Genomic DNA, 22104 nt, shown 5'->3' with positions numbered 1-22104 from the left:
ACGCGCGGGTGGACGTCGAGCCGGTCTCAGGCGACGGTGCAGGACGCGCCGTTGAGGGTGAACGAGGACGGTCGGGCGTTGTTACCGGTGTGGGTGGCCTGGAAGCCGAAGCTCACCGAGCCGTTGGTGGGGATGCCGCCGTTGTAGGCGACGTTGCGCGCCGTCACCTGCCCCGAGCTGGGCGAGTAGGTGGCGTTCCAGCCCGAGGTGATGGTCTGCCCACCCGGCAGGGTGAAGACCACGGACCAGCCGTTGACGGCGCTGGTGCCGGTGTTCGTGACGGTGATGTTCTCGGTCAGCCCGGTGTTCCAGGCGTTGACGTCGACGGTCACCCGGCAGGCGCCGGAAGCCGGCGGCGGGGTGGTCGGCGGCGGCGTGGTGGGCGGTGGCGTGGTGGTCGGGGGCGGTGTCGTGGGGTCGGTCAGTCCGAAGAACGCGATGGCGGACGCGGCCATGCCGCCGGAGGGCAGGCTGTGCCCGGCCCCCTGGATGCTGTACGCCTCGACCTGGACGGTGCCGCCGCTGTCGGCGTACCGACGCCGGTTCCAGTTGGCCTGGGGTGTGTCTGTGGAGGTGGGTGTCTGGCTCAGCCCGAACACGTTGGTCCACTGCTCGATCGCCTCCTGCAACAGCGAGTACGGCACGAGCGTGTCGTTGGTGCCGTGCCACAGCTGCACGCGCGGGCGGGGCCCGGAGTGGCCGGGGTACGCCTGGCGGACCGCGTCACCCCACTGCTGCGGGGTCCGGTTCATGTTTCCGCCGGTGCACTGGCTGCTGGTGGGCGGGAAGTCCGCCGCGTTGGCGAAGCAGTTGAACGGCACGCCCATGAACGCGGCGCCGGCCTTGAACAGGTCGGGATAGAGCGCCAGCATGTGGTTGGTCATCATGCCGCCGGACGAGCTGCCGGTGGCGTAGACCCGCTCCGGATCGGCCGCGTACTGCTGTTGCACGTACCTGACCATCGAGACGATCGACACCGGGTCGCTGCCGCCGCCCCGTCGCTTGGCGGCGTCCGACCAGACGTCGAAGCAGTTGCCGAAACCGGCCTGTTGGGTGGCGGACGGGTAGATCACGATGTACCCGTGGCGGTCGGCGAGGCTGGCGAACTCGCTCCCGGAGTAGAAGCCGGGGCCGGACCCGCCGCAGCCGTGCATGGCCACCACGACCGCCGGCCGGGCCGGACGGTTGTCCGGCACGTAGACGTGCATGCGCATCCGGCCCGGGTTGTCACCGAAGCTGGTCACCTCGGTCAGTGACGCCGCGTACGCGGGCCCGACAGTGGGGGCCACCAGGCCGGCCGCCACCAGTGACGCGGCCAGGGCGAGTAGCAGTTTCCTTCTGATTCTCAACGGACGACTCCTTCGATTGCCTGTGCAGGCTGGATTGGCCGTGCGAACCGGTCGCGGTGTGCCCGACTCCCGCGGTGATCGCACGATGCCCGCTACCTGTGGCTCGCCCAGCCCGGCTTCGGATGGCGTCGCGTAGCAGTTAGTGTTCTCTCCGGGCCAGGAAGTGTCAATCGAGGATCCTCGATCCATGGTGATGGCTGACTACACGCCGCGAACCCGGGTCGCCCTCCCGTCCGCGGCCATCGTCGCGCTGCTCGAGGAGACCGGCGTGCTACCGGGTGCTCGTGAACGACCAGGGGTCGCGGGCCGCGACTGTGAGCGATAACAGGATTGCCGTCCGGCGTGGCCTGAGCGACGCGGTGGCACGACTCGTCCGCTGGTCGCGCGGTGGTTGAGCACTGTTGCTCTGGGGGTTTGGTACCGGGCGAAACGCGGCGTTCCGGGAGATCGGCGTGAACGACCCGTTACGTCTTGACGAACGGCATGTTATCGCTCACTCTCGATATAGAGGACGATCGTTGCCGTGGCTCACCGGGCGAGCCGCACGGGTCGTGCCTCTGATCACGACGTCCGCAAGGGCATGCGGCCGTCACCTCGGGACCGGCAGTTGCCGGCGACAGCCCTCTCGGACCGCGCGTGCTGATGCCGGGTGGCCAGGAAGACCGTCCCGATCGGTCGCCCCGAGTGAAGTGGCACATCACCACCACCGATGCAACCACTGAAAAGGAACGCCATGAAACCCATGAGAACGATGCTGGCGGCGGCGACAATCGCCGTCGCCCTCACCGCCGCCGGTATGACGGTGGCGCTGGCTCCCGCATCCGGTGCCGGCACGACCCTGAAGGCGGCCGCCGCCGAGAAGGGCCGCTACTTCGGCGCCGCCGTCGCGACCGGCAAGCTCTCCACCGGCGCCTACACGACCATCCTGAACCGTGAGTTCAACAGTGTCGTGGCCGAGAACGAGATGAAGTGGGCATCCAACGAGCCGTCGCAGGGCCAGTTCAACCACTCCGGTGGTGATCGTCTGGTCAGCCATGCGCAGGCCAACGGGATGAGCGTGCGGGGTCATACCCTGCTGTGGCACGCACAGCAGCCGGGCTGGGCGCAGGGCATGTCCGGCACCGCGTTGCGGAACGCGGCGATCAACCACGTCACGCAGGTCGCGACGCACTACCGGGGCAAGATCCACTCGTGGGACGTGGTGAACGAGGCGTTCGCCGACGGTGGTAGCGGTGGGCGTCGTGACTCGAACCTGCAGCGCACCGGCAACGACTGGATCGAGGCGGCGTTCCGGGCGGCGCGGGCTGCGGATCCGGGCGCGAAGTTGTGTTACAACGACTACAACACCGACGGGATCAACGCGAAGTCGACGGGCATCTACAACATGGTGCGGGACTTCAGGTCCCGTGGCGTGCCGATCGACTGCGTGGGCTTCCAGTCGCACCTGGGCACCTCGCTGGCCGGTGACTACCAGGCCAACCTGCAGCGGTTCGCCGATCTCGGTGTGGATGTGCAGATCACCGAGCTGGACGTGATGACCGGCGGCAACCAGGCCAACATCTACGGCGCCGTCACCCGCGCCTGCCTGGCCGTCTCGCGCTGCACCGGCATCACCACCTGGGGTGTGCGGGACTGCGACTCGTGGCGCGGTTCCGACAACGCCCTGCTGTTCGACTGCAACGGCAACAAGAAGGCCGCGTACACCGCCGTCCTGGACGCCCTCAACGGTGGCTCCACCCCGCCCACCACGCCCCCGCCGGGCTCCGGGGTGGACACCAGCGCCTGGTACGTGTTGCTGAACCGGAACAGCGGCAAGGCGATGGACGTCTACGCCTCGGCGACCAACGACGGGGCGCGGATCAGCCAGTGGACGCGCAACAACGGCGTCAACCAGCAGTGGCAGTTCGTCGACTCGGGGGGCGGCTACTACCGGCTGAAGGCCCGCAACTCCAGCAAGGTGCTCGACGTCAGCGGCTTCTCCACCGCCGACGGCGGCGCGATCGTGCAGTGGTCCGACCTCAACGGCACGAACCAGCAGTTCCGACTCGCGAACTCGGCCGACGGCTACGTGCGCCTGATCAACCGCAACAGCAACAAGGCCGTCGAGGTGCAGGGCGCGTCCACCGCCGACGGTGGAAACGTCGTCCAGTACGCCGACTGGGGCGGTAACAACCAGCAGTGGCAACTGGTCCGAATCGGCTGACGACCGCCCGTCATCGACTGGCGGAGCGGGAGTTGCCGGCCGTACGGGATCCGGCCGGCGCCCGCCCAGGCGAGGCGTGACGAGTGGCGGCCCGCCCACACCGGGGCGGGCCGCCGCGACCGTCGGGTTGCCGCTGCCGGACATCTGCTCGGATCGACATCAATCGTTTGACGTATGACGTCTTACCCGCTAATTTTCACCCCGCGGGCCACCCGGCCAGCGGGAGCCACGACGTCGTACCGCGCGATTCGGCGCGGGCCTGCCACGAAGCCCGGATCGTGGCATCGCCCATCGACGTACGCCGTTGGCCGCGGGTTGCCCGCACAACACCCCAGACGTGCTGACGCCACCACCACGACGCCGGCACGCACGCCAGGGCACGCGCGGGCGCTCCCGCTCGTGGGTGACCCCGATCGAAGGAGTGGACCATGGAAGCCCTCGGTGAGGCTCGTCCCGCCTCTCGACAAAGATCTCGCTGGCGGTCAGGGTTGGCCGTGGCGGCTGCCGCGGTCATGGCAGCCAGCGCACTCGTCGCGGTCAACGCGGCGCCCGCGGCGGCAGCGACAGTGGACACCAACGCCTCCTACGTGCTGGTGAACCGCAACAGCGGTAAGGCGTTGGACCTGTACGCCTCGGCCACCAACGACGGGGCGCGGATCAGCCAGTGGACGCGTAACAACGGCGCCAACCAGCAGTGGCAGTTCGTCGACTCCGGTGGTGGCTACTACCGGATCAAGTCGCGGCACTCGGGCAAGGTGCTCGACGTCAGTGGTTTCTCCACCGCCGACGGTGGTGCGATCGTGCAGTGGGCCGATCTCAACGGGACGAACCAGCAGTTCCGGCTGGCCGACTCGGACGGTGGCTATGTTCGGCTGATCAACCGCAACAGCAACAAGGTCGTCGAGGTGCAGGGCGCGTCCACCGCCGACGGTGGGAACGTCGTGCAGTACGCCGACTGGAACGGCGCCAACCAGCAGTGGCAGCTCGTCCGCGTCGACGGCGGGACCGACCCCACGACGCCACCCCCGTCGGGTGGTAGCGGGTGCGGCAAGGCGCCGACTCTGGCCAGCGGCACGCACACCATCCAGAGCAACGGCAAGAGCCGAACCTTCATCCTGCGGATGCCGGCGAACTACAACAACAGCAACCCCTACCGGCTGATCTTCGCGTTCCACTGGCGCGGCGGCACCATGCAGGAGATCTCCTCCGGCGGCACCAGCGGAACACCGTGGTCCTACTACGGGCAGCAGGAGCAGTCGAACAACAGCGCGATCCTGGTCGCGCCCCAGGGGTTCGGCAACGGCTGGGGCAACTCCGGCGGTGAGGACATCGTCTTCGTCGACGACATGATCAGCCGGATCGAGAGCAGCCTCTGCGTCAACCCGAGGCAGCGGTTCGCGCTCGGCTTCAGCTGGGGTGGCGGCATGAGCTACGCCGTCGCCTGTGCGCGGGCCAACGTCTTCCGGGCCGTCGCGGTCATCTCCGGTGGGCAGATCAGCGGGTGCAGCGGCGGTACCCAGCCGATCGCGTACTTCGGGCTGCACGGCATCTCGGACAATGTCCTGGGCATCTCGGGTGGCCGGGCGTTGCGCGACACGTTCGTCCGCAACAACGGCTGCACCGCGCAGAGCCCGCGCGAGCCGGCGGCCGGCAGCCGCACGCACATCACGACCACGTACTCGGGTTGCCGGGCCGGATACCCGGTGCAGTGGGCCGCGTACGACAACGGCCACATGCCCGGCCCGGTGGACGGCACCTACGCCGAGAGCGGCATCACCACCTGGACCAAGGGTGAGATCTGGAGGTTCTTCGCCCAGTTCTCGTGACTCTTGTCGGCCACAGCTGGCGGCGCCTGCTCCCTTACCGGGGGCGGGCGCCGTCCGTTTCCCGTGACGGTCAGCGTTCGAGGCGGACCGGGCTCCCCGAGCCACTGCGACGGACCAGCCAGGCCTCGGTGATGTGGGTGAACATCGCCTCGGCGGCGCCGTTGGGGTCGTGGGCGGCGATGCGTTCGTAGATGCGTCGGTGACCCTGGTTGGACGCCACGCACAGCGCCCGTTCGGTCCGGCCCATGTACCGGGCGGTGTTGATGACCTGGCTCTCCAGCGCGCGTACGACGCCACGGGCGATCCGGTTCCCGGATGCCTGCATGATCGTGTCGTGGAAGGCCCGGTCGTGGTCGTGGTACGTGACGTGGTCGTCGACGAGTTCGTCCATCCGGTCCACCATGGCCCGGAGTCGATCGACGGTGCCGCTGTCGGCGAGGCGGGCGGCGACGTTCGCCATGTCGGACTCCAGCACCCGCCGGGTGACGACCAGGTCGTCGAGGATGGCGAGGCTGTCGTCCACGGCGATGGTGGCCGCGAGGACGAGTTCGTCGAGCATGTCCCAGTGTGACGGCGGGGTGACCATGGTGCCGGCGCCCTGACGGACCTGCACCAGCCCCTTCTCCTGAAGGATCTTCACTGCTTCCCGGACGACGGTCCGGCTCACGCCGAAGGTCTCGCAGAGGATCGGCTCGGGAGGTAGGGACGACCCGGACGGGTGTACGCCGCGGACGATGCGCTCCACCAGTTCGGCGGTGACCGCCCTGGCGAGGTTGGTCGGCCGACGCACCCACGCCGGGGTCGCCGGACTGTTCAGGGCTGTCTCCTGCGGTGGCGTCATGTCCCCCTCCGAATGGCTCGCCGTGGCACGACGTCTGGGCCAGTGTACGGCCGACTGTTGACGTCACACGTCATACGAGTTACCTTCCGGTCAACATTTGGCTCGCGGGACACCCGCCGGCCACCCCCCATATAGAGGTGACAATCGATGAGACAGCGCGCAATATGGTCGGCCGTCCTCGTTGTGGGCCTGGCCCTGACCGGTTGTGGAAGTGCTAGCGATTCGGGCAAGTCAACCAGCTCGGACGGCAAGTTGGTCGTGTGGGACTGGAAGTCCGGCGAGCCGTTCGCCAAATCCTATCTGGAGAAGGCCAAGGCCGACTTCAAGAAGAAGCACGCCGACGTTGAGGTCGAGTTCGTCGCGCAGCCCTTCGACCAGTACTACACCCTGCTCGGTGCAGCGATCCAGTCCGGCAAGGGCCCGGACGTCATGCTGTTCAACGGTGGCGGCCAGATCCGCGACCGGGTGGACGCGCTGGTGCCCCTCGACGACTACGTGGCCGAGGACAGGCAGCGGCTGGCCGGCTGGGAGGCGTTCGGCAAGGACGGCAAGACCTACGCCGCCCCGGTGACGCTGCAGGGCTACCCGATCTACTACAACAAGGCGATCTACCAGAAGGCGAACCTCGACCCGGCGAGCCCGGCCACCACGTGGGACAAGTTCGTCGCCGACTGCGCCGCCATCGCCAAGGCCGGCTCCAAGTGCTTCGCCCTCGGCAACAAGGAGGGCGTCGGCATCCAGTTCTGGCTCTCCAGCATGGGCTCGACCACCCTCACCGCCGCGGAGTACGACGCCTGGATCGCCGGTAAGCGCGACTGGAACTCGGCCAACGTCAAGCGGCTCTTCCAGACCTGGAAGGAGACCGGCGACAAGAAGATGAACAGCGACGGGGCCAACTCGACCGCCATGTTCAACGACTCCTTCGCCCTCTTCCAGTCCGGTAAGGCCGCCCACGTCATGGGTCTGATGTCCGACGTGGGGCACTGGCAGGACTTCAACGAGTTCCTGACCGCGGAGAAGCTCGGCGTCATGAAGGCCCCCGTCGTCACCGCCGGCACCACCCCGAGCCTCCCGTACGACGGTGGCATCGGGTACGCGGTCGCCAAGTGGACGAAGGACCCGAAGGTGGCCGCCGACCTGGTGCGCTCCCTGAGCTCGGCCGATGCGTTGAAGGCCTTCTACGCCGACGCCGGCGCGATCGCCGCCGACACCACCATCGACGTGTCGCAGGCCGGGCCGGCCGTCGCCACGCTCGTCGGCGAGCTGAAGAGCGGCAAGCCCGCTCTGCACGTGGCGCTCTCCTCGAAGACGCTGGACCTGATGGGGCGCCTCTCCCAGCAGCTGCTCAGCGGGTCGATCACCGTCGACGAGGTGGTGAAGCAGTTGGCCGCTTCCGACCAGGCGGGCTGACCTCGTGCCGATCGGAAACACGCAACCGTCGGTCCGTCCGGCTTCGGCCGGACGGGCCGGCGGGGCGGCGCCCACCCCCGCCGCGCATCGGCATGGCGCACAACCCCGTCGCACCCGTGGCGGCCTGGGGGCCGAGCGCTTCGCCCCCTACATCCTGGTCCTTCCGGCCGTCCTGATCATCGTGCTGCTGCGGCTCTACCCGCTGCTGCTGGGTGTCAACTTCTCCTTCACCGGTGACGGCGCGCAGAACGGGACCGCTGTCGGATTCGGCAACTACCGCGAGCTGTTCGGAGATCCGCTGTTCCGGACCGCGCTGAGCAACGTCGGGCTGCTGGTGCTGCTGTTGCCGGTGGCGGTGGCGATCCCCGGTCTGCTCGCGACGTTCATCTACCTCCGGGTGCCGGGCCACCGCTTCTACCGCAGCGTCTACTTCTTTCCGGCTGTGCTCTCGCCGGTCATCGTCGGCGCGATCTTCAACCTGTTGCTCGCCTTCGACGGCCCGCTCAACGCCGTGCTCGGGTCGTTCGGTGTCGGTCCGGTGGACTGGCTCGGAGACCCGGACATCGCGATGTTCATGGTGGTGGGCGTGCACATCTGGGCCACCTTCGGGATGGCGCTGGTGGTGTTCCTCGCCGGCTTCGCCACGCTGGACGCCGCGCTCCTGGACGCCGCCCGGGTGGACGGTGCGTCGTTGCGCCAGGTCGTCTGGCACGTCATCATCCCGAGTCTCGCCCGGACCATCCAGTTCGTCTTCGTGACCACGATGATCGGGATGCTGACCTCCATGTTCGGTCTGCTCTTCGTGATGACCAGCGGCGGCCCGGAGGGCTCGACATACCTGCCGGAGTACTACATCTGGATCCAGCAGGGCCAGATGAACCGTCCGGCTCTCGCGTCGGCCGCGTCGACGATCCTCTTCGTGATCATGCTCGTCGTGGGGCTGTTGCAGATCAAGCTGCTCGAACGATCCGGAAAGGAGGATTGATGTCTCGCCTCCGCCTGGGACGGTGGCTTATCGCCATCCCCATGTCGCTGCTCGCCCTGGCGACGATCTACCCCCTGCTGTTCACCGCCAACGTCGCGATGAAGACCCGGCGTGACTACATCCTCGACCGGTTCGGTCTGACCGACGCCCTGCGCTGGGAGAACATCAGCACGGCGTGGAACAGCGTCGGCATGGGCCGTTACTTCATCAACTCGCTGTTCGTCGTGACGGTGTCGGTGTTCCTGCTGCTGCTGTTCGGGTCGATGGCCGGCTTCGCCCTGAGCCAGCTGCGGTTCCGCGGCTCGTCGGCGCTGTTCCTGGGTTGCCTCGCGGGGCTCTTCATCCCGTTCCAGGTGATCATGGTGCCGCTCGCCCGGATCATGGCCGACACCGCGCTCATCGACACGTACCCGGGCCTGATCCTGGTCTACGTAGCCCAGTTCCTGCCCTTCACGGTCTTTCTCATGACGAGCTACTACAAGGGCATTCCGCCGGAGATCGTCGACGCCGCGCGGATCGACGGCAGCACCGTGTACGGCGTGTACCGCCGGATCATGCTGCCGCTGGGCACCCCGGCGCTGTTGTCGGTCGGCATCCTCAACGCCCTGTTCTGCTGGAACGACGTCCTCATGGCGCTGGTGATGATGCCCTCGGCCGAGCACCGGACGCTCATGATCGGGGTGACCTCGCTGCGCGGGCAGTACTCCGACAACATCCCCACCTTCGCCTCCGGGGTGCTGATCGCCGCGATACCCGTCCTGTTGGTCTACCTGTTCCTCCAGCGCCAAATTGCCGACGGCGTGGCCGCCGGTTCCACGAAGGGTTGACATGCGGATCACGGGATATCGGACGCTCTCCACGGTCCAGGAATGGGGCCGACCAGTCGGCGACGCCAACGGTGTGTTCGCCGACGGGGTGGTTCCGGTCTCGATCGTCATCGTCGACACCGACGAGGGCATCTCGGGAGTCGGCCTCGGGCCGCACGTCGAGATCGAGCGGATCTTCCCAGCCATCGAGGGTGAAGACCCCCGGGCCGTGACGTCCCTGTACGACCGTATGTTGCGGCACACCTTCAAGGCGGGCCACGCCGGGCCGGTGTTCGGCACCATCGGCGCCCTGGACACCGCGCTCTGGGACATCAAGGCGCAGGCCGCCGGCGAACCGCTGTGGCGGCTGTTGGGCGGACGGGACCGGCGGGTCACCGCCTACGCGTCGGGGCTGGACATCGGGCTCACCGACGACGAACTCGTCGCGGAGTACGAGGTCTACGCGAGCCACGGCCTGCGGGCGGCCAAGCTCAAGGGCGGCCTCGACGTCGAGCGCGATCGGCACCGCCTGAGCCTGGTCAAGGAGGTCCTGACCGAGGCCGGGCACGGCAGACGGCCGGGCCTGATGCTCGACGTCAACGAGGCGTGGACCCGCAAGCAGGCGGTCCGGCATGTCTGCGAACTGGAACGCACCCTGGATCTCATCTGGATCGAGGAGCCGGTCCGGCGCTGGGACGCCGAGGGTCTCGCCGCGGTCAGCCGAGGCGTGTCCGCGTCGGTCGCCACCGGTGAGAACCTCACCGGGCTCGAACAGTACCGTCCCCTGATCGCCGCCGGCGCTGTCGACATCGTCCAGATGGCGGCCGTCTGGGGGGTCACCCACTTCCTGCGGGCGTCCGCCCTGGCCCACGCCCACGACCTGCCGGTCAGCCCGATCGGCAACAGCCCGGTCGGGTTGCTGCACGCCGCGACCTCGGTGCCGAACCACCTGACCAGCGAGTTGCAGGACCTGCACACACCCGTTGGTGTCTCCATCGACCTGCACGTCGAGGACGGCGCCTTCATCCTCGGCGACACACCCGGGCTCGGGGTCCGGGTGGACGAGGAGCGGATCCGGGCGGTCAACCGCCGCCCGCAGGCGCAGACGGCCGACAGCCCCAACGTCCGGCCGGAGCGGGCCGGACGACGGCTGCTGGCCGGAGTCGACGGGGTGATCCCCACCCGCCAGGTGCCTGTCGTGTCGCTGAACTCCCGCAACGAGGTGTCGCCGACCGTACGGCACTGAGCTGACCACCAGAACAGGAAAGGCGTGGGTGCATCGCGACGGCGGTGCACCCACGACCATGCCCGGTCGGCACGACCGACGTACCGACCGTCGAGACGGAGGAACGATGAAGGCAGTCGTCTACCGGGGAGCGCGACACCTCGGAATCGAGAACCGCGACCCGGAGCCACCGGGCCCTGGCCAGGTACGGATCGAGGTGGCGTACACCGGCATCTGCGGTACGGATCTGCACATCTACCACGGGGACATGGACGCCCGGGTCGGTGACTCAGCGATCATCGGGCACGAGATGTCCGGGCGGATCGCGGCCGTCGGCGAGGGCGTGACCGGCTGGAGCATCGGTCAGGCCGTCACCGTGATGCCGACCCGGCCCTGCGGACGCTGCGCCGCCTGCCAGCGGGGCAACTCCCACGTCTGCCACGCGATGAACTTCCTCGGCATCGACTCGCCGGGTGCCATGCAGTCCTCCTGGACCGTGCCGGTGGAGCTGGTTCTGCCGCTTCCGGACGAGTTGCCCCTCGACCACGCGGCGCTCGTCGAGCCGGTGGCGGTCGCCGTGCACGACGTACGCCGGGGCAACGTGACCGCCGACGACCAGGTGGTAGTGGTCGGTGGTGGGCCGGTCGGCGTCCGCATCGCCACCGTCGCGCGGGGCCGTGGCGCGCGGGTGCTCCTCGTCGAGCCGGACCCGTTCCGACGCGAGGTGGCGGAGGGGATCGGGATCGAGGCCGTCGATCCGCGAGTGACCGACGTCGTGGCGCTGGTCAACGACCGCACCGATGGCGCGGGCGCCGACATCGCCTTCGAGGTGTCCGGCTCCCCGGCCGGCGTCACCACGGCGGTAGACGTTCTCACCACTCGCGGGCGGTTGGTCATGGTGGCGATCCATCCTCAGCCCCGCGAGGTCAACCTGCACCGGTTCTTCTGGCGTGAGCTGGAACTGCTGGGTGCCCGGCTGTATCAGCGCGACGACATGGTGGAGGCGATCCGGTTGGTCGCCTCGGGTGCGATCCCGGCACGGCAGCTGATCTCCCGGGTCGAGCCGGTCGAGGCGGCCAGCGCGGCCTTCGCGGCGCTGGAGGGTGGCGGCGTCATGAAGGTGCTGCTCGATGTGCGGGAGGGTAACCAGTGACCACGTTGTTCGACCTGTCCGGCCAGACCGCCGTCGTGACCGGGGCGCGGCGCGGTATCGGTCTCGCCATGGCCGAGGCCCTGGCCCTGGCCGGCGCCGACATCGTGGGGGTCTCCGCCCAGCTCGAAGCGGAGGGCAGCGAGGTCGAACGCCGGGTGCGCGCCACCGGCCGCCGGTTCACCGCGCTGCGGGCGGACCTCGGCGACCGGGCGGCCGTGCACCGGTTGGCCCGCGACATCACCGCTCTCGGGCCGGTCGACATCCTGGTGAACAACGGCGGCACGATCGCCCGGACGCCGGCCGCGGAGCACCCGGACGAGATGTGGGACCACGTGATCGAGGTGAACCTCAGCAGCCAGTTCATCCTCAGCCGGGAGATCGGCCGGACGATGGTCGAGCGCGGCCGAGGGAAGATCATTTTCACCGCGTCGCTGTTGAGTTTCCAGGGCGGCATCACCGTCCCCGGTTACGCCGCGTCGAAGTCGGGCGTGGCCGGCCTCACCAAGGCGTTGGCGAACGAGTGGGCGGCCCACGGGGTGAACGTCAACGCCATCGCACCCGGCTACATCGCCACCGACAACACCCAGGCGCTGCGCGACGACCCCGACCGCAACCAGGCGATCCTCGGCCGGATCCCGGCCGGGCGGTGGGGCCGGGCCGACGATCTCGGCGGCGCCACCGTCTTCCTGGCGTCGACCGCGTCGGACTACGTCAACGGCGTCGTGCTGCCCGTCGACGGCGGCTGGCTGGGCCGATGACGGGCGCACAGGAGCCCGGGCGGGCCGGGATCGTCGACGCGCACCACCACCTCTGGGTCCGCGCCCGGCACCCGCAGCCGTGGATCGACCCGGTGACCATGGCGGCCATCGACGCCGACTTCGAACCCGCCGATCTCGCGCCGCTGGCCCGGGCGGCCGGGGTCACCGCGACAGTGGTGGTGCAGTCCGTCGCCTCCGACACGGAGACGGTCGACCTGCTGGGAGTGGCGGCCGAGGACCCACTGGTCCGTGGGGTCGTCGGCTGGGTGGACCTGACCGCCGACGACGTTGCGGAGCGCCTCGACGGTCTGCGGGCGGCCCGAGGTGGGGAATGCCTCGTCGGCATCCGCCACCTCGTGCAGTCCGAGAGCGACCCGGCGTACCTGGACCGTCCCGACGTCCGTCGGGGGATCGCGGCGGTGGGCGCCGCCGGCCTCGTCTTCGACCTGCTGGTACGCCAACACCAGCTCCCCATGGCCGCGCGTCTCACGCGAGACCTGCCCGAGGTGAGCTTCGTCCTCGACCACCTGGGCAAGCCGGCGCTCGGCAGTCCGGAGATGGCCGAGTGGAGCCGGGACCTGCGCTCGGTGGCGGCCTCGCCCAACACGACGGCGAAGCTCTCCGGGCTGGTGACGGAGGTGCCGCTCCCGCACTGGACGCCGGCTGACCTCCGACAGGCCGTCGAGGACGCCCTCGACGCGTTCGGGCCGGACCGACTGATGTTCGGCTCGGACTGGCCGGTCTGTCTGCTCGCCAGTTCCTACCAGCGGTGGGTCGACACCCTGGCGGAGCTGCTGGAGGGCGAGGACGGGACCGGCCGGGCGTCGGTCTGGGGCGAGACGGCCCGCCGCGTCTACGGGCTGGGGCCGTCATGATGGCGCGCGCACTGCCGCGCCGCCCGCAGCTACGGCTCACCGAGCTGGGCTTCGGCGCGGCCCAGGGGGGCAACCTGTACCGGACGACGACGGACGAGGAGTTCGCCTCGGCGGTCGACGCCGCGTGGGAGGCGGGCGTCCGGTACTTCGACACCGCGCCGCACTACGGTCTCGGGCTGTCCGAGCGCCGCCTCGGCGCCGCGCTGCGCCAACGGCCGCGCGACGAGTACGTGGTGTCGACGAAGGTCGGGCGACTCCTGGTGCCGTCGCCTCAGGACGCGCACCTGCGGGACTCCGACGGGTTCGACGTGCCCGCGACCCACCGGCGGGTGTGGGACTTCAGCCGCGACGGCGTGCTCCGCTCCATCGAGGCCAGCCTGGACCGGACCGGGCTGGACCGGATCGACATCGTCTACCTGCACGACCCGGACGAGCACTGGGAGCAGGCGGCGCACGAGGCCGTTCCCGCCCTGATCGACCTGCGGGACGAGGGTGTCGTGGGTGCCATCGGCGCCGGCATGAACCAGTCGGCGATGCTGGCGCGGTTCGTCCGGGAGACCGACGTCGACGTGATGATGTGCGCCGGGCGGTACACCCTGCTCGAACAGGGCGCGGCGGCCGACCTGCTGCCGGCCGCCGAGAACCGGGGGGTGGGCGTGGTCATCGCGGGCGTCTACAACTCGGGTCTGCTGTCGCGGGACCGGCCGCCGGCCGACGCCGTCTACAACTACCAGCAGGCCCCGGCGGCGCTGATCGAGCGGGCGCGGCGGATCGCCACTGTCTGCGAGACATACGGGGTGACCCTGCCGCAGGCGGCCCTCGCCTTCGTCCGCCGGCACCCGGCCGTGGTGTCGACGGTGGTCGGCGTTCGCAACGAGGCGCAGGCGGTCGAGACGGTACGACGGTCCGGGATCGTCGTACCGGAGGAGTTGTGGGACGACCTGGCGGCGGCCGGGCTGCTCGCCGCGCCGCCCGGCCTGCCTGCCTGACCGACGACGACGTCCCGGCCGGGACCGGCTCCGTTACTCGGACACCGGTCCCGACCGGGACGTCAGTTGTTACCGCGACAGTTGCGGGGTCACACCGCGGTGAACCGCCACTGCTGGTTGGCGGCGCTGTGGCAGGTCCACTGCAACAGCCGGGCGCCGTCGGTGGTGGCGGCACCGTTGACGTCCACACAGAGCCCGCTCAGCACGTTGCGCACCGTGTACACGCCGGAGGTTCCGGTCGCGGTGGCGGTGAACTTCTGCTGGTTGCCGTTGTTGCAGGTGGCCTGCTGGAGGAAGGCACCCGCCGCTGTGGAGCTGCCGACCACCTCGACGCACTTGCCGCTGTGCACCGCCTTCAGGTAGACCGCGCCGCTGCCGGCGTCGACCGCCTGCCACTTCTGGTTGTTGCCACCGGTGGACGCCCACTGGGTGATCTGGGCGCCGTCGGCGGTGGAGACACCGCTGACGTCCATCAGCTTGTTGCTGTGCTGTGCCGTGAGGGTGTAGGTCTTGCCCGCCAGGCCACCACCGGTGCCGGGTGTTCCGACGCCGTTGCCGCCGAAGGTGTGCGAGTCCAGATCGAACGAGTTGCTGCTGTTCTTGAACACCATGTAGAGCGTCTGTGTCCCGCTGAGCGCGGCGACGCTCACCGGAGTCGTGGACTGGTAGTTGTCCCAGCCGCCCGTACTGGGCACCGTGGTGGTGGCCAGCAGGGTGCCGGTCGGCGAGCCGGCGCGCAGCTCGATCGAACCGCCACCGGAGGGCGACGACACCCGGTAGCTGACCGTCGAGATGCCCGACAGGCTCATCGGGCTGAACGCGATCCAGTCGTTGGTGGAGATGTCACCGACGCGCTTGGTGCTCTCCGCCGCGGCCTGGTCGACGACCCGGATGCCGGACTGGCTGCTGAAGTACTCGGACTGCTTGTGCTTCGGTTGCAGGATCGCCTGCGCGGTGCCGGTGAGCGGGGACCCGCCTCCCGAGCCGCCGTTGTCGGTGTACCGCGCGTTCAGCACGTAGAACAGGTTGGCGCCATCGGGGTGCCCACCGAGCAGATCGGTGGAGATGGTGCCCGAGCAGCCCGGGTACTCCGTGGTCTCGTGCGCGTGGTCGTCGTGACCCAGCGCCGGGTTGAGGATGACCTTCGAACAGTCGACGGTGCCGCCGTCCGGATCGGTCACGGTGATCTGGTACGACACCTTGTCGCCGAAGGTCAGCATGCCTCCGTTGCCCGGTGTGGTGATGGTGACCACCGGGGCGCTGTTGCCCACCGTGATCGGGACGTTGGCGAAGCCGGTCTTACCGGTGCTGTCGGTGACCTTCAACTGGGCCGTGTAGTTGCCGTTCGAGGTGTACGTCTTCGACGGGTTGGCCGCCGTCGAGGTGGTGCCGTCGCCGAACGTCCACAGGTAGCTCAGCGTGTTGCCGTCCGGGTCGGACGTGCCCGCGCTGCTGAACTGGACGGTTAGCGGTGCGGTGCCGCTGGTGGGTGTGCCGGTGGCCTTGACGATCGGTGACCGGCCGCCCTGGATGTAGTCGATCCGGTAGAGCCCGGAGTCGCTGTTGCCGCCGCCGAAGTTGGTGCCCCACTCCAGCAGGTAGAGCGAGCCGTCCTTGCCGAACTCCATGTCCATCGGCTTGTTGAACCCACCGCCGGGCAGGAACGGGTTGGTGCGGGTCACCGCCGAGGAGGAGTCGAAGTGCACCTCCTTGATGTAGTTGCGCGACCACTCGTAGAAGAAGTGCACCCCGTCGTAGTAGGGCGGGAACTTCGTCGCGGACGGGTTCGCCGCGTCGTACCGGTAGACCGGGCCGCCCATCGGCGCGGAGCCGCCGGAGCCCAGCTCCGGGAAGGTCGTCGAGGCGGGGTAGCCGTACCAGATGTTGGGCATGACGACCGGCTTCAGGCTGGTCAGCCCGGTGTTGTTGGGTGAGTTGTTGACCGGTGCCGAGCAGTTGAACTTCGCGCCGACCACGCCGGTGTCGGGGTTGTACGGCGCGTAGGGCTGGTTGTTGCCGTGGCAGAACGGCCAGCCGTAGTTGCCGGGCGTCTTGATCACGTTCAGCTCGACCAGGCCCTCCGGGCCACGGTTGGTGGTGGGCGGGTTGCGGTCCGGCCCGTAGTCGGCCAGGTAGACCCAGCCGGTGGCCGCGTCGATCGAGAAACGGAACGGGTTGCGGAAGCCCATCGCGTAGATTTCCGGCTTGGTCTGCGCCGTGCCCTGGGGGTAGAGGTTGCCGCTTGGGATGGTGTAGCTGCCGCTGGCGCCGGGGCGGATACGCAGCAGCTTGCCGCGCAGGTCGTTCGTGTTGCCCGCGGTCCGGGCGGCGTCCAGGTTGGACTTGCCCGAGCGCCAGTCCAGCGGGGCGTAGCCCTGCCAGTTGGGGTCGAGGTTCGGGGGCGTGTCGTCGCCGGTGCCGATGTAGAGGTTGCCGTCCGGACCGAACTCGATGTAACCGCCGGTGTGGCCGGGCTCCGGGAACGTCCGGTCCCGGTACGCCGGGATGTCGATGATCGTCACGCCGCTGGACGTGTTCAGCGTGTCGCCGCTCATCGTGAAGCGGGAGACCCGGTTGACGTCGGTCGAGCTGCTCGCCGGCGAGTGGTACAGGTACACGTACCCGTTGGTGGCGAAGTTGGGGTCCAGCGCCATGCCGGTGAGGCCGTCCTCACCGCCGGTGTAGACGCTCAGCGTCCCGGCGGTCACCGTGCTGTTTGTGGAGGGTTTGAAGATTTTCAGCTGCCCGCCGCGCTGGGCGTAGAACACGCGCCCGTCCGGGGCCACTGCCATCGCCATCGGGTCGACTGTGTTGTCGTCCAGGGTGCGCTTCTCGAAGTTGCTCCAGACGGTGCCGCCGCAGTCGCCGGGAGCGTTCCCGGCGGCCCACTTGATGCCACCGAGGACGTGGTTTTGGAAGTTCGTCTCGCTGTAGGAGGCGATCGCGTGGCCCATCGCGGTGGCCCACACCCGCCCGCCGCCGGTGTCCCGACACCAGGAGATCGGGTGGTCCGGGCCCATCGCCCGGGATCCCGGGTTGTAGGTGCGCTCGTCGGCGGTCACCAGGACGTGCACCTTGCCGCGCGGGTTGGTGTCGAAGTTGTACCACTCCTCGCTGCGGTTCCACCGGTCCGGCAGGGAGGCCGTCGACGGGTGCTTCTTGTCGGCGACGATCGCGGTGCCGGGCAGCACTCCAGGGGAGTGCTCGGGCATGTGGGCGCCACCGTTGATGGTCTGGTCCCACCACGGGTACTCGGACTCGATGCCCATGTCGGTGGCGTTGTGGACGGCCACGATGCCCTTGCCGCTGGCGAGGTAGCCCTCCACCGCCTGACGTTGGGCGGTCGAGGTCCAGACCATGCCGGAGGTCTGGAGCATGATGATCACGTCGAAGGTCGCCAGGTTACTGGCGGTGAAGACGCTCGAGTCCTCGGTCGCCACCACCTCGAAGTTGTTCGCGGTGGCCTGCTGCTGGACCATGGCGATCGCGGCGGGGATCGAGTCGTGCCGATAGCCGGTGGTCTTGGTGAACACCAGGGCGCGGAAGGCCGGGGCGGCCGACGCCGGTGGAGCGAGTCCGAGCGCCAGCAACAGGCCGGCGATCACTGAGATGAGCAATGTGTTGCGACGCATGCCGTCTCCTAGGTTGGGCGGGCAACTTCGTTTGCCACCACGGGCCCCACGGCGCGCCAGGTTGTGCCTGGACGCGCAAGGGTGCACGGGGTGCGGTGGTCGGTCTTCGTGCCGTTCGCCGAGACGGCAGTCAGACCCGCAGAACGTCACACAGCGTGATGGTCGCTGTAGATCTCGTCCGTTGATCCACGAGGTCAGGATGAGCTAGAGATAGAACAGTGTCAATTAATGGAGTGACGTCCGACGTCCTGCCCAGGTGACGACGGTCGTGCACGGCTCCCTCGCTGGGGCACCGCTGTCGATCGGGTGACGGCCCTGGCAATCAGCCCCGGTCGAGGATTGCGGACCCGCATCCAAACATCTATCTTCATACGTGTGATGTTTCGACGATGTCAAGGGAATGTTCGTAACACGCAAACATAAGCCTTCGTCGATAGCTATGAAAGTTCGCCGTGCGGTGCGGCAAAACCGCCGGAGCGCGGGGCTGGATCCAGTCGATAACTACTATCTGTGAGGGCTTTCGGGATGTCAGATCCGCCGCCGACGCCGCTTCTCACCCTTCGGGGCATCGGCAAGTCCTTCCTCGGAGTCCGCGTTCTCGACGGTGTCGACCTCGATGTCGCGCCGGGCGAGGTGCACGCCGTGGTCGGTGAGAACGGGGCCGGGAAGTCGACCCTCATGAAGATCGTCTCGGGCGGGTACGCCCCGGACGGGGGCACCGTCGAGTTCGCCGGTGCGACGCGTACGTTCCGTGGTCCGCGCGACGCGCAGCGGGCCGGCATCGGCATCATCCACCAGGAGTTCAACCTGCTCCCGGAGCGCACCGTCGCGGAGAACGTCTACCTGGGGCACGAGCCGGTCCGACGTGGGCTCGTCGATCGTCGGGCAATGCTCGACCGCACCGCGCGGCTGCTCGCCTCGATCGGTGAGACCACCTTGCCGGCCGACGCCCGGGTGGGGCAACTGGGCGTCGCGCAGCAGCAGGTCGTCGAGATCGCCAAGGCGCTCGCCCTGGACGCGCGGCTGCTCATCATGGACGAGCCGACCGCCGCGCTGGCCGACCACGAGGTCGAGTTGCTCTACGGGCTGGTGCGCCGACTCCAGGAACGGGGCATCGGGCTGCTGTACGTCTCGCACCGGCTCGCCGAGGTCTTCGACCTTTCCGGTCGGATCACAGTGCTCAAGGACGGCCGTCGGGTCACCACGGTGGACACCGTGGACACCACCGCCGACCAGTTGGTGCGGCACATGGTCGGCCGGGAACTGTCCAGCTACTACCCGGACCGGGCCGCCCCCGAGGACCGGGGCCCGGTGCGGCTCAACCTTCGCGACGCGGGAAACCGGAAGCTGCGGGACGTCAACCTCCAGTTGCGCGCCGGCGAGGTGCTCGGCATCGGCGGCCTCCAGGGCTCCGGGCGCTCGGCGCTGGCCCGCGCGATCTTCGGGGTGTCGCCGTTCACGACCGGCGACGTCACGCTCGACGACCGGCCGGTCCGACTGCGCTCACCCCGCACCGCCATGCGGGCCGGCATCGCCTACGTCACCGAGGACCGCAAAGGCGAGGGGATCGTTCCCCGGCAGTCGGTGCTGGACAACGCGCTGCTCGCCAGCCGGGCCGTCTTCGCCGCCCGGTCCGGCCGGGCCGCGAGGACCGCCCGGGTACGCGAGTTGCTGGCCGCCGTGGAGATCCGCGGCGCCGGCGACGACCAGGAGATCCGCTTTCTGTCCGGCGGCAACCAGCAGAAGGTCGTGCTGGCCCGGTGGCTCGCGCTCACCCCGCGGATCCTGCTCTTCGACGAGCCGACCCGGGGCATCGACGTGGGCGCGAAGTCAGCCATTCACGACCTCGTCCGCCGCCTCGCCCGTGATGGCGCGGCCGTGCTGATGATCTCGTCCGATCTACCGGAGCTGCTGGGGATGAGTGACCGGATCGTCGTCATGAGGGACGGCCACGTCGCGGGCGAGCTGCCCGCCGGCGCGACCGAGGAGGAGGTCGTCGCCTTGGCGGTCGGCGCCGTGCGGGAGACGGTCCAGTGAGCGCGAGGAGTGAGCCGGGTTTGCGAGCCCCGCAGTCGCGAACCGAGGTGACCCGGTGAGCGCTCTGTCGCTGCTGCCGGCCCGGCGTTCCGTACCGGGCGTGTTCGTGGCCCTGACCCTGACCCTGACGATCGGCTGGCTGGTCGTCCTGCTCGACGGGGGTCAGCTCTTCAACCAGTCCACGACGGTGAGTCTGCTGCATGTCGCCGCCGGCCTCGGGCTGGTGGCGGTGGGCCAGACCCTGGTCATCCTGGGGGGCTCGCTCGACCTCTCGGTGGCGTTCGTGATCAGCCTCAGCACCCTCGTCGCGGCCGAGACGATGAACGGCAGCGACGGCGCGGTGCTGCCGGCGATCGGCCTGGTGCTTGTCGTCAGCGCCGGCGTCGGGCTGCTCAACGGGATCCTCGTCACCAGGTTCCGGGTCAATGCGTTCATCGCGACCCTCGGCGTCGGGCTGCTGCTCAAGGGTTACCTCGACAACGGTTACGACGGCCCGGCCGGCACCACGGCACCCTCGCTGGTGCAGGCGCTCGGCTATCAGCGCGTCGGTCCGGTGCCGGTGTCGTTCCTGCTGCTGATAGCGGTCACCGCGGCGGCCTGGTTCGCGCTCTCGCGGACCCGCTTCGGTCACCACCTGGTCGCCGTCGGCGGGGATCCGGAGGTGGCCCGGCTCTCCGGCGTCCGCAACGACCGGGTCCTCGTCACCGCCCACATGCTGTGCTCGATGTGCGCGGGGCTCGCCGGCATCTACCTCGCCAGTCGGCTCGGCTCGGGCGCTCCGCGCGTCGGCACCGAGGGCCTCTACGACCTGGAGTCGATCGCCGCGGTGGTGATCGGCGGTACCGCCCTCGCCGGTGGGCGCGGCGGCGTCATCGGCACTGTCGGCGGGGTGCTGCTGCTGGCCAGCATCGACGCCATCTTCAACCAGCTCGAGGTCGACGCCTTCTTCAAGCAGGTGATCCGGGGCGTCATCATCATCGCCGCGGTCGCCGTCTACGCCCGCCGGGCCATGCGAAAGGCGGCCTAGCCATGCAGACCGTCCAGCCCCGTTCCCTGCCGCTGCGTCTGCCGCGGGTGCGTCCCGGTGGTGTCCTGCCGATCCTCGCGATCCTCGCGGTGCTGTTGGTGCTCGTCGGCATCCGGCAGCCCGACTTCCTGGCCCCGCAGTCGCTGATGTCCTTCCTCGGTCGGTCGGCGCCGATCATCCTGTTGGCCGCCGGCCAGTATTTCGTGATCGTGTCCGGCGAGTTCGACCTCTCGGTCGGTTCCCTGGTCACCGCTCAGGTGGTGGTGGCCGCCCGGCTGATCGACAGCGACCCGGCGCGTACCTGGCCGGTGGTGCTGCTCCTGCTCGCCTTCGGCGCACTGGTCGGGCTGGTCAACGGCCTGATCACGACACGGCTGCGGGTGCCGTCGTTCATCACCACCCTCGGCATGTTCCTGATCCTCGTCGGCGCCGTCTACCTGTGGTCCGACGGCGCACCGAAGGGTGGGCTCTCCGAGGAGTTCCGGCGGTTCGGCCGGCGGGCCTTCGAGGACGTGCCAGTACTGGGCCGCGTGCCGTACGCGCTGCTGGTCCTGGTGGTCCTGGCGGTGGCTGCCGTGCTGCTGATGCGCTCCGACTTCGGCCGGACGCTGGTCGCCGTCGGCGACAACCCGCGCACCGCCGAGCTGAGTGGCGTACGAGTGTGGCGCACCCGGACCTTCGCCTTCATCCTCAGTGGGCTTGCGGCGGCGGTGGCGGCCATCCTGCTGGGCGGCTACAGCGGCGTGTCGTTCCAGGCCGGCGCTGGTCTGGAGTTCGGTGCGATCACCGCTGTCGTTCTCGGTGGGGTGGCGCTCGGCGGGGGGCGCGGCGCCGTCGTCGGGGCGATGCTCGGCGCGCTGACCCTCGAACTGCTGTTCGCCCTCATGAATTTCTACGGCGTCTCCGGCGCCCTCAGGTCGACCGTCCAGGGCGGGATCATCCTGCTCGCCGTGGCGGTCTCGGCAACGCGTTCTTCTTCGAGATAAAG

The 22104-nt window shown here is 69.1% G+C and carries 16 protein-coding genes; 13 read left to right on the top strand and 3 right to left on the bottom strand.

Translation table 11 applies throughout. From position 1 onward, the window contains the following. Positions 1 to 26: 26 nt before the first annotated feature. A complete protein-coding gene (locus KBX08_RS06335) occupies positions 27 to 1349 on the bottom strand; it encodes a PHB depolymerase family esterase (RefSeq protein ID WP_210781646.1) in 1323 nt (440 codons plus the stop codon). A gap of 733 nt (positions 1350 to 2082) precedes the next feature. Between KBX08_RS06335 and KBX08_RS06330 the strand changes: the two genes are divergently transcribed. Both KBX08_RS06330 and KBX08_RS06325 read left to right on the top strand, forming a co-directional pair. Next, a complete protein-coding gene (locus KBX08_RS06330) occupies positions 2083 to 3552 on the top strand; it encodes an endo-1,4-beta-xylanase (RefSeq protein ID WP_210781645.1) in 1470 nt (489 codons plus the stop codon). Positions 3553 to 3980: 428 nt separating this feature from the next. Then, entirely contained in the window at positions 3981 to 5378 is a 1398-nt protein-coding gene (locus KBX08_RS06325) for an RICIN domain-containing protein (RefSeq protein WP_210781644.1), read from the top strand. Between the two features lie 70 nt (positions 5379 to 5448). Here KBX08_RS06325 and KBX08_RS06320 read toward each other — a convergent pair whose 3' ends face one another. Beyond that, complete coding sequence (locus KBX08_RS06320) at positions 5449 to 6219, bottom strand: FadR/GntR family transcriptional regulator (protein ID WP_210781643.1); 771 nt, start codon at positions 6217 to 6219, stop codon at positions 5449 to 5451. 147 nt (positions 6220 to 6366) lie between these two features. Here KBX08_RS06320 and KBX08_RS06315 point away from each other — a divergent pair, with 147 nt between their 5' ends. From KBX08_RS06315 to KBX08_RS06280, 8 genes are all read left to right on the top strand, one after another. Next, the gene (locus tag KBX08_RS06315; protein WP_210781642.1) at positions 6367 to 7629 is read left to right on the top strand and encodes an ABC transporter substrate-binding protein; all 1263 of its coding nucleotides are present in this window, start codon (positions 6367 to 6369) and stop codon (positions 7627 to 7629) included. A 4-nt stretch (positions 7630 to 7633) separates the two neighbouring features. Further along, positions 7634 to 8614 (top strand): carbohydrate ABC transporter permease, encoded by a 981-nt coding sequence (locus tag KBX08_RS06310; protein WP_210781641.1) that lies wholly within the window; start codon positions 7634 to 7636, stop codon positions 8612 to 8614. Continuing rightward, positions 8614 to 9441: a carbohydrate ABC transporter permease gene (locus tag KBX08_RS06305; protein WP_210781640.1), complete on the top strand. Its 828-nt coding sequence runs from the start codon at positions 8614 to 8616 to the stop codon at positions 9439 to 9441. The genes KBX08_RS06310 and KBX08_RS06305 overlap by 1 nt, the downstream gene beginning before the upstream one ends. Before the next feature lies 1 nt (position 9442). Next, positions 9443 to 10666, top strand: a complete 1224-nt coding sequence (locus KBX08_RS06300; protein WP_210781639.1) for a mandelate racemase/muconate lactonizing enzyme family protein — start codon at positions 9443 to 9445, stop codon at positions 10664 to 10666. A gap of 106 nt (positions 10667 to 10772) precedes the next feature. Further along, a complete protein-coding gene (locus KBX08_RS06295; protein ID WP_210781638.1) occupies positions 10773 to 11798 on the top strand; it encodes a zinc-binding dehydrogenase in 1026 nt (341 codons plus the stop codon). Then, positions 11795 to 12556: a 2-dehydro-3-deoxy-D-gluconate 5-dehydrogenase KduD gene (gene kduD / locus KBX08_RS06290; RefSeq protein WP_210781637.1), complete on the top strand. Its 762-nt coding sequence runs from the start codon at positions 11795 to 11797 to the stop codon at positions 12554 to 12556. The genes KBX08_RS06295 and kduD overlap by 4 nt, the downstream gene beginning before the upstream one ends. Then, positions 12553 to 13431 carry an amidohydrolase gene (locus tag KBX08_RS06285; RefSeq protein WP_210781636.1) on the top strand — a complete coding sequence of 293 codons (879 nt, stop codon included), beginning with the start codon at positions 12553 to 12555 and terminating at the stop codon, positions 13429 to 13431. The genes kduD and KBX08_RS06285 overlap by 4 nt, the downstream gene beginning before the upstream one ends. Further along, a complete protein-coding gene (locus tag KBX08_RS06280) occupies positions 13428 to 14420 on the top strand; it encodes an aldo/keto reductase (protein WP_210781635.1) in 993 nt (330 codons plus the stop codon). The genes KBX08_RS06285 and KBX08_RS06280 overlap by 4 nt, the downstream gene beginning before the upstream one ends. An 89-nt stretch (positions 14421 to 14509) precedes the next feature. On the opposite strand, the gene KBX08_RS06275 is transcribed toward KBX08_RS06280, so the two are convergent. Beyond that, positions 14510 to 18052 carry a ThuA domain-containing protein gene (locus KBX08_RS06275; RefSeq protein WP_210781634.1) on the bottom strand — a complete coding sequence of 1181 codons (3543 nt, stop codon included), beginning with the start codon at positions 18050 to 18052 and terminating at the stop codon, positions 14510 to 14512. Positions 18053 to 18577: 525 nt separating this feature from the next. Here KBX08_RS06275 and KBX08_RS06270 point away from each other — a divergent pair. Genes KBX08_RS06270 through KBX08_RS06260 form a run of 3 tightly spaced genes read left to right on the top strand, consistent with a single transcriptional unit; the run spans position 18578 to position 22102 of the window. Next, complete coding sequence (locus KBX08_RS06270; RefSeq protein WP_210781633.1) at positions 18578 to 20089, top strand: sugar ABC transporter ATP-binding protein; 1512 nt, start codon at positions 18578 to 18580, stop codon at positions 20087 to 20089. A 55-nt stretch (positions 20090 to 20144) separates the two neighbouring features. Further along, positions 20145 to 21116, top strand: coding sequence for an ABC transporter permease (locus KBX08_RS06265; protein ID WP_210781632.1), 972 nt, complete (start codon positions 20145 to 20147; stop codon positions 21114 to 21116). A 2-nt stretch (positions 21117 to 21118) separates the two neighbouring features. Beyond that, entirely contained in the window at positions 21119 to 22102 is a 984-nt protein-coding gene (locus KBX08_RS06260) for an ABC transporter permease (RefSeq protein WP_091401048.1), read from the top strand. Positions 22103 to 22104 lie beyond the last annotated feature (2 nt).

It is taken from the genome of Micromonospora sp. H61, from assembly GCF_018070325.1.
Taxonomy (GTDB): Bacteria; Actinomycetota; Actinomycetes; order Mycobacteriales; family Micromonosporaceae; genus Micromonospora; species Micromonospora salmantinae.
Note: the sequence above shows the minus strand (reverse complement) of the source record. Positions and strands in the feature narration are given on the sequence as shown.

Coding starts and splice junctions, on each gene's coding strand:
- KBX08_RS06270 (WP_210781633.1), top strand. CDS start 18,578: ATGTCAGATCCGCCGCCGACGCCGCTTCTCACCCTTCGGGGCATCGGC.
- KBX08_RS06260 (WP_091401048.1), top strand. CDS start 21,119: ATGCAGACCGTCCAGCCCCGTTCCCTGCCGCTGCGTCTGCCGCGGGTG.
- KBX08_RS06295 (WP_210781638.1), top strand. CDS start 10,773: ATGAAGGCAGTCGTCTACCGGGGAGCGCGACACCTCGGAATCGAGAAC.
- KBX08_RS06285 (WP_210781636.1), top strand. CDS start 12,553: ATGACGGGCGCACAGGAGCCCGGGCGGGCCGGGATCGTCGACGCGCAC.
- KBX08_RS06320 (WP_210781643.1), bottom strand. CDS start 6,219: ATGACGCCACCGCAGGAGACAGCCCTGAACAGTCCGGCGACCCCGGCG.
- KBX08_RS06305 (WP_210781640.1), top strand. CDS start 8,614: ATGTCTCGCCTCCGCCTGGGACGGTGGCTTATCGCCATCCCCATGTCG.
- KBX08_RS06330 (WP_210781645.1), top strand. CDS start 2,083: ATGAAACCCATGAGAACGATGCTGGCGGCGGCGACAATCGCCGTCGCC.
- KBX08_RS06325 (WP_210781644.1), top strand. CDS start 3,981: ATGGAAGCCCTCGGTGAGGCTCGTCCCGCCTCTCGACAAAGATCTCGC.
- KBX08_RS06280 (WP_210781635.1), top strand. CDS start 13,428: ATGATGGCGCGCGCACTGCCGCGCCGCCCGCAGCTACGGCTCACCGAG.
- KBX08_RS06275 (WP_210781634.1), bottom strand. CDS start 18,052: ATGCGTCGCAACACATTGCTCATCTCAGTGATCGCCGGCCTGTTGCTG.
- KBX08_RS06315 (WP_210781642.1), top strand. CDS start 6,367: ATGAGACAGCGCGCAATATGGTCGGCCGTCCTCGTTGTGGGCCTGGCC.
- KBX08_RS06300 (WP_210781639.1), top strand. CDS start 9,443: ATGCGGATCACGGGATATCGGACGCTCTCCACGGTCCAGGAATGGGGC.